This window comes from Polaromonas sp. (assembly GCF_030689685.1).
Lineage (GTDB): Bacteria > Pseudomonadota > Gammaproteobacteria > Burkholderiales > Burkholderiaceae_C > Polaromonas.
On record NZ_JAUYEY010000070.1, the window covers coordinates 1 to 4,918 of the forward strand.

At 61.8% G+C, this 4,918-nt stretch carries 8 protein-coding genes; 5 read left to right on the forward strand and 3 right to left on the reverse strand.

Annotated elements, in window-relative coordinates; translation table 11 throughout:
• Positions 1 to 109: 109 nt before the first annotated feature.
• The gene (locus Q8O29_RS16175; RefSeq protein ID WP_305564621.1) at positions 110 to 325 is read right to left on the reverse strand and encodes a 2Fe-2S iron-sulfur cluster-binding protein; all 216 of its coding nucleotides are present in this window, start codon (positions 323 to 325) and stop codon (positions 110 to 112) included.
• A 198-nt stretch (positions 326 to 523) separates the two neighbouring features.
• On the opposite strand from Q8O29_RS16175, the gene Q8O29_RS16180 reads away from it, so the two are divergent.
• Entirely contained in the window at positions 524 to 1,042 is a 519-nt protein-coding gene (locus tag Q8O29_RS16180; protein WP_305564623.1) for a GNAT family N-acetyltransferase, read from the forward strand.
• A gap of 12 nt (positions 1,043 to 1,054) precedes the next feature.
• On the opposite strand, the gene Q8O29_RS16185 is transcribed toward Q8O29_RS16180, so the two are convergent.
• Complete coding sequence (locus tag Q8O29_RS16185) at positions 1,055 to 1,213, reverse strand: hypothetical protein (protein WP_305564625.1); 159 nt, start codon at positions 1,211 to 1,213, stop codon at positions 1,055 to 1,057.
• Between the two features lie 218 nt (positions 1,214 to 1,431).
• Between Q8O29_RS16185 and Q8O29_RS16190 the strand changes: the two genes are divergently transcribed.
• Together Q8O29_RS16190 and Q8O29_RS16195 are read left to right on the forward strand one after the other, a co-directional pair.
• Positions 1,432 to 1,983 (forward strand): methylated-DNA--[protein]-cysteine S-methyltransferase, encoded by a 552-nt coding sequence (locus Q8O29_RS16190; protein WP_305564627.1) that lies wholly within the window; start codon positions 1,432 to 1,434, stop codon positions 1,981 to 1,983.
• Positions 1,984 to 2,143: 160 nt separating this feature from the next.
• Positions 2,144 to 2,485 carry a YqjD family protein gene (locus Q8O29_RS16195; protein WP_305564629.1) on the forward strand — a complete coding sequence of 114 codons (342 nt, stop codon included), beginning with the start codon at positions 2,144 to 2,146 and terminating at the stop codon, positions 2,483 to 2,485.
• Positions 2,486 to 2,597: 112 nt separating this feature from the next.
• Here the strand turns inward: Q8O29_RS16195 and Q8O29_RS16200 are convergent, their stop codons facing one another.
• Positions 2,598 to 3,020: a DUF2177 family protein gene (locus Q8O29_RS16200; protein ID WP_305564631.1), complete on the reverse strand. Its 423-nt coding sequence runs from the start codon at positions 3,018 to 3,020 to the stop codon at positions 2,598 to 2,600.
• A gap of 86 nt (positions 3,021 to 3,106) precedes the next feature.
• On the opposite strand from Q8O29_RS16200, the gene Q8O29_RS16205 reads away from it, so the two are divergent.
• Both Q8O29_RS16205 and Q8O29_RS16210 read left to right on the forward strand, forming a co-directional pair.
• Positions 3,107 to 4,027 (forward strand): DUF808 domain-containing protein, encoded by a 921-nt coding sequence (locus tag Q8O29_RS16205; protein WP_305564633.1) that lies wholly within the window; start codon positions 3,107 to 3,109, stop codon positions 4,025 to 4,027.
• 34 nt (positions 4,028 to 4,061) lie between these two features.
• Positions 4,062 to 4,571 (forward strand): DUF1993 family protein, encoded by a 510-nt coding sequence (locus tag Q8O29_RS16210; protein ID WP_305564635.1) that lies wholly within the window; start codon positions 4,062 to 4,064, stop codon positions 4,569 to 4,571.
• Positions 4,572 to 4,918 lie beyond the last annotated feature (347 nt).

Sequence of the window (4,918 nt, forward strand, 5' to 3'; positions counted from 1 at the left end):
CATCCATCGTTGTGGCTTGCGAGATCGCTATTTGCGCAATTTCGATCGTCTCATCATCCCCGGTAACTGGACGTGCCATGACTTTCTCCATCAAGTATGATGGAGGATATTATTGCACTAATGTTGTGGAAATGGAATAACTCACCAGCCCGCTGGCAAGCCGGCAGATGCAGCTGCGGCAGGTGCCGTTGCGGCAGGCGCTTTCCAGAAAAATACTGGCCTGCAGCGCCGATTGCAGCAGTGGCCGGCTGGCTGGAGCGTCAAAAGGCTCGCCGTCTGGCAGCAGGCGCGCGCTGAAAACCGGATCGGAGGGCGTCTTTGTCATGACCTGCAGTTTATTGATCTTTTCCAAATACACGACAGTGAATTGGACTGCTCTCACCCTCGCCCTCTGGGAGAGGGGCGGGGTGAGGGATTGAGCGTTCTGACTGTCATGAATTTTGAAACGCTCAATAGGACGGGGCGGTTTTCATTTGCTGCGACAATCCGGGTCCCCCAGCAACGATTCCCCAGAGCCTCTTTCATGTCCAGCTACCAAGTCCGACCCGCCACCGTGCGCGATGCCAAAGCCATTGCCGAAATCAACGCCACCTCCTCACGCGCTGCCTACCAGGGCCTGGTTCCCGACGACCAGCTTGGCACCCTGTCCATCGACAAACGCCAGCAGTTCTGGCGCGATGCCATCGAGTTCATGGAGCCGCAGGTGCAGGTCGCCACCAATGGCGACAAGGTTGTGGGTTTTGTCGGGTTTGACCGTTCGCGCGACAAGGGCACACCGTCAAGCTGCGGCGAGATCTGGGCCATCTACGTGGATCCGGCGCACTGGAACAAAGGTGTGGGCGTCGCCCTGTGGGACGCCGCCCACGACGGTCTCAAGGAAGAAGGCTGCACCAAGGCCACGGCCTGGGTGCCGGTGCGCAATGAGCGCGCGCTGCGCTTTCACGAACACGCCGGTTTCAAGCGCGAAATGACCTCGCTGAAAACCGTGGTCGTTGGCACCGTCAAGCTCGAAGAAATACGCCTGAAGCGCGAGGTCGGCTGAGCCAACGCTGGTTCAGGACGGCACGTCCAGCACCCGCTCCTCGTCGGGAATCACCGACATGTCTTCGTCCGGCGACAGCGGCAGGTCTTCGGTATCTTCAGCCAAGCCGGTCTCCTCCGGGTTGACTTCGCGCGGACGTCCAGCATGCTTGCTGGCGGAAAAATGGGTCATGGTCATGCTCCGGTTAAGTGCCCAATCTTGCGCGACTGCGGGCAAATCACCCCTAGGAAAATCATGCCAGTTCCTGTCGGTGCCGGCCGACAGAAATTTGCACAATGTTTCAGACCGCCAGCCCATGTCCAGCATGGGCTGACAGCTACTAATTCAGTAGCAAAGTTTGCGCCGTTGCGGCCTTGTTATGGCCGTCATGCATTAGGATGTCCGCCACCATGAACGCCGTCATCCCCACCGTCTTTTTTGCCCTGTTCGACACCGCCGTCGGCGCCTGCGGCATCGCCTGGGGCAACGCGGGCATTTGCGGCGTGCAGTTGCCTGAAACTGACGCCGCGCAAACATGCGTGCGCATGCGCCAGCGTTTTCCTGAAGCGGCCGAAGCCGCCCCTGGCGAGGATGCGCAGGCGGCCATTTGCGGCATCAGCGCCATGCTGCGCGGCGAGGCGCAAAAGCTTGATACGCTGGTCTTCGACATGCGCGGCGTGCCCGAGTTTCACCAGCGGGTCTACGCCGTCGCGTGTGCCATACCGCCGGGCCAGACCCTGACCTATGGCGAGGTGGCGGCCCGGCTCGGCGAGCCCGGCGCTGCGCGCGCCGTCGGGCAGGCGCTGGGGCGCAACCCGTTTGCGCCGGTGGTGCCCTGCCATCGCGTGCTGGCCGCGGGCGACAAGCCGGGTGGTTTCTCCGCCAGCGGCGGCATTCGCACCAAACTGCGGCTCTTGATCATCGAAGGAGCGATGCGCGGTACACCCGGCCTGTTCGACTGAGGGCGCGTCGCAGCTACTGACTGCCTTGTCCTACAGGCGCGTCATCCCCTTGCGCACAGGCAAGCCCAGAACGCCGTTTCAAAATGAGTGATGCGTTCACAAGCTGGCCTCCGCCGGCGCTGTGGGCAGATTGCAACCCTCACACTTGAAGGAATTCATCATGGAAACATCCAACGTCACACCGAGCAGCGAAAGCGCTTTGTTGCGTGGCGTCAGCCAGGCGGGCAGCTCGCTGCACAACACCATCGACAAGGTCGCCGAGCCCGCGCGCAGCACGGTAGACCGTGCCGCTACCGTCGCCCACAACACGGTAGACAAACTTGCCAGCGGTGCCAGCAGCGTGGCCGGCAAAGTCAGCGACCAGGCGCACCGTTTCACCGACGCACCCTTGCAGGCGGTGGATTACTCCAAGGCCTATATCAAAGACCATCCGCTGCAGGCTGTGGGCGTTGCGCTGTTGGTGGGGCTGATCTTCGGCCGCCTGACCGCTAGCCGCCATTGAATTGCTGAGCCCTCACCCGCCGCAGGTAGGAGATCTCCGACGGCGCGCCGAAGCGTCTGCGTGGCCCATCAGTACCCGGCGCCTCAAATCACTGTCGTGTAGTTGGAAAAGATCAATAGGCCGGCCGGCGCGAACCCCAGGCGCGTGCAGCGGCGTAGCCCGCCAGCGCGCTGCCGCAGGACAGCGCCGCGCCCCACACCATGTCCACCAGCGTGAGTTGCAGTGGCCAGCCCTTGAGCGTGGCCAGGTTGCTCAGGTCATAGGTGCCGTAGGCCAGCAGGCCGAAAAACGCGCCGAGCGCGGCGCAAGACGTCCAGCGTTGCTTTTCAAGACCGGGGCGCACCGCAAACACCACCAGGCCGACCGGGTACACCAGGTAAAACACGGCCGCCGGCAGCAGCAGCGGCTGCTCGCGCATCAGCGGGCCGATCCAGGCCTGGTACTGGCCGGTCATCAGCAGGCCCAGCCAGACCATGTCGGCGGCCAGAAAAAAGACCAGGGAGCCGATGTAGGCCAGCAATGAGTTTTTAACCATCGAGCCATTGTCTACTGTCCGCACGCCTGCGACGGGTGCCGCCCTGCTGCGACAATGGTCCTGTTCGTCATTTTTCTGGAACCCTCATGGCCAGCAGTCTGTTTGTATTGCTCGACGATATTGCCACCGTGCTCGACGACGTGGCGCTGCTGACCAAGGTCGCAGCCAAGAAAAGCGCGGGTGTTCTTGGCGATGATCTGGCGCTCAACGCGCAGCAGGTCGCCGGCGTCAAGGCCGAGCGCGAGTTGCCGGTGGTCTGGGCCGTGGCCAAAGGCTCGATGCTGAACAAAGCGATTCTGGTGCCGGCCGCGCTGGCGATCAGTACGTTTGCGCCCTGGGCCGTGACGCCGCTGCTGATGGTCGGTGGGGCCTTCCTCTGCTATGAGGGTTTCGAGAAACTCGCGCACAAGTTTTTGCACAGCAAGGCTGAAGAGGGCGCCCACCATGCCGAGTTGCTGAACGCGCGGGCTGACCCGACCGTTGATCTGATGGCCGTTGAAAAAGACAAGATCAAGGGTGCCATACGCACCGACTTCATTTTGTCGGCGGAAATCATTGCGATCACCTTGGGCACGGTACAAGCCAGCACTTTTGTGACCCAGTTCAGCGTGCTCAGCGGCATTGCCATTTTGATGACTGTGGGTGTTTATGGCCTGGTTGCTGGCATCGTCAAGCTCGACGATGCTGGTCTGTACCTGAGCCAAAAAACCGGTGTGCTGCGCAGCCTGGGTCTGGGCATTGTGGCCACCGCGCCGTGGCTCATGAAAACCCTGTCGGTGGTCGGCACCGCCGCCATGTTCCTGGTTGGCGGCGGTATCCTGGCCCACGGCATCCCGGCCCTGTACCGCGCCATTGAAGCCTTGTCTGCAGCCGCCGGCCCTGTGCTGGGCGCCATCACGCCCTTGCTGGCCGGTGCGGTGGTCGGCGTGGTGGCCGGCGCGCTGGTGCTGGCTGCGGTGACGCTGGTCAAACGCCTGCTGCCAAAGCGCAGCGTGCCTGCCGCTTAACCCCCTTTTTTTTTTCTTTCCAAGGACTTTTCCCATGACCCTCTCGATGTACCAGGCTTCCATTCCCGTTTTCAAGCAAATGCTGGGTGCGCTCAGCGCCGTTTTGACCAAGGCCGAAGCCCATGCCGCAGCGAAGAAAATCGAGCCCAACGCCTTGCTGCAGGCTCGTTTGTATCCCGACATGTTTGCTCTGCTGCGCCAGGTGCAGATCGCCTGCGACTTTGCCAAAGGTGTGTCGGCGCGTCTGGCCGGCGCGGAGGTACCGGGTTTTGAGGACAAGGAAGAGACGTTTGCCGACCTGCAGGCGCGAATTGAAAAAACACTGGCCTTCATGGCCACCCTTGAGTCTTCCCAGATTGATGGCAGCGAAGAGCGCCGCATTGTGACGCAGGCCGGCACACCCAAGGAAAAAATCTTCAGTGGCCAGTCTTACCTGCTGAACTACGGCTTGCCGCATTTTTTCTTTCACACCACCACGGCCTATGCCATCCTGCGCCATAACGGCGTCGAAGTGGGCAAGAAGGATTACGTCGGTACTTACTGATCCGGCGTGTGGGAAGCTGGCGCTTTGGCGGGTGCTGGCCGAGAGGGCGGGCGGGGCCATGGCGCGGAGGTTTCGTCGAGATGGTTTTGCGAACCTTTTGCAAAAGGCCAGCCCTTGCGCTGCCCTGCCGGTTGGCCTTCCTGAGCCGGTGCGCCGTGAAGGCCGGGGCGTCTGGGATCAGCGGTGTGAGGGGCAGGGGGCCGCGCCATGGTGTCTTATATGGATGCCTCCCGGGTAGCAAGAAGAATTTGTGTCGTGTTGCGAAGAAGTCGGCTGCTTACTTATATCCGGCCTTGATTGCGTGGTCCGCCTGGTTTCCCAGACTCGCCCGCTGGCCCCGATGCGTA